This is a genomic window from Streptomyces sp. SID12501, assembly GCF_010550245.1.
Classification (GTDB): domain Bacteria; phylum Actinomycetota; class Actinomycetes; order Streptomycetales; family Streptomycetaceae; genus Streptomyces.
In genome coordinates this window covers 1-527 of record NZ_JAAGLU010000404.1, presented here as the reverse complement: position 1 = coordinate 527, position 527 = coordinate 1, and the positions used below count along the sequence as shown (strand labels likewise).

At 74.2% G+C, this 527-nt stretch carries 1 protein-coding gene; it reads left to right on the top strand.

From position 1 onward, the window contains the following. Nucleotides 1-365 (top strand): hypothetical protein (locus G3I71_RS46475; protein ID WP_164324971.1); only part of this gene is annotated, 365 nt, incomplete at its 5' end. Nucleotides 366-527 lie beyond the last annotated feature (162 nt).

The window sequence follows — 527 nt, the reverse complement described above, 5'->3', positions numbered from 1 at the left end:
TGCCCTTCTCACCGGCGAAGCGCGGCCCGTTCTCGGGGAAGGGCTGGGCGCTCTACAGCGGTCGGTCCATCGTCGGTGCGCTCGCAGAAGGTGTGCTCGATGAGCGAGCGACGCTCGAGCGTGCCACCGCCTCGGTCCTCGCGGGCGCACAGGCGCGGATCAGCGGGGCTTCGATCGACGCGAACGTCGCGGGCGCGATCGCTTCGGCGCCCGGCGCAGCAGGAAGCGCCGCCGCGGTCTACGTGCAGAACCCGTTCACGGGTGAGTACCTGCTCGCGCAGGTCGACGAGCGCGCGGGCGGCGTGCTGGCGGGGGAGAAGCGGTCGCAGGCGGGGACGCGGCGCACGCGGGGCACGTCGTGGTGAGGGGGCGCTGGTGAGCGGGATCAGCGTGGAGGTGCTGCCGGACGCGGGTCCGCCGCAGGTCGGGATCACGGTTTCGGGCCTGGGTGGTCCGGCCGTGGTGTCGGTGGAGGTCTCGTGGGACGGCGGCGGGACGTGGCATGGCGTGCGGGGCGCGCAGCGGGT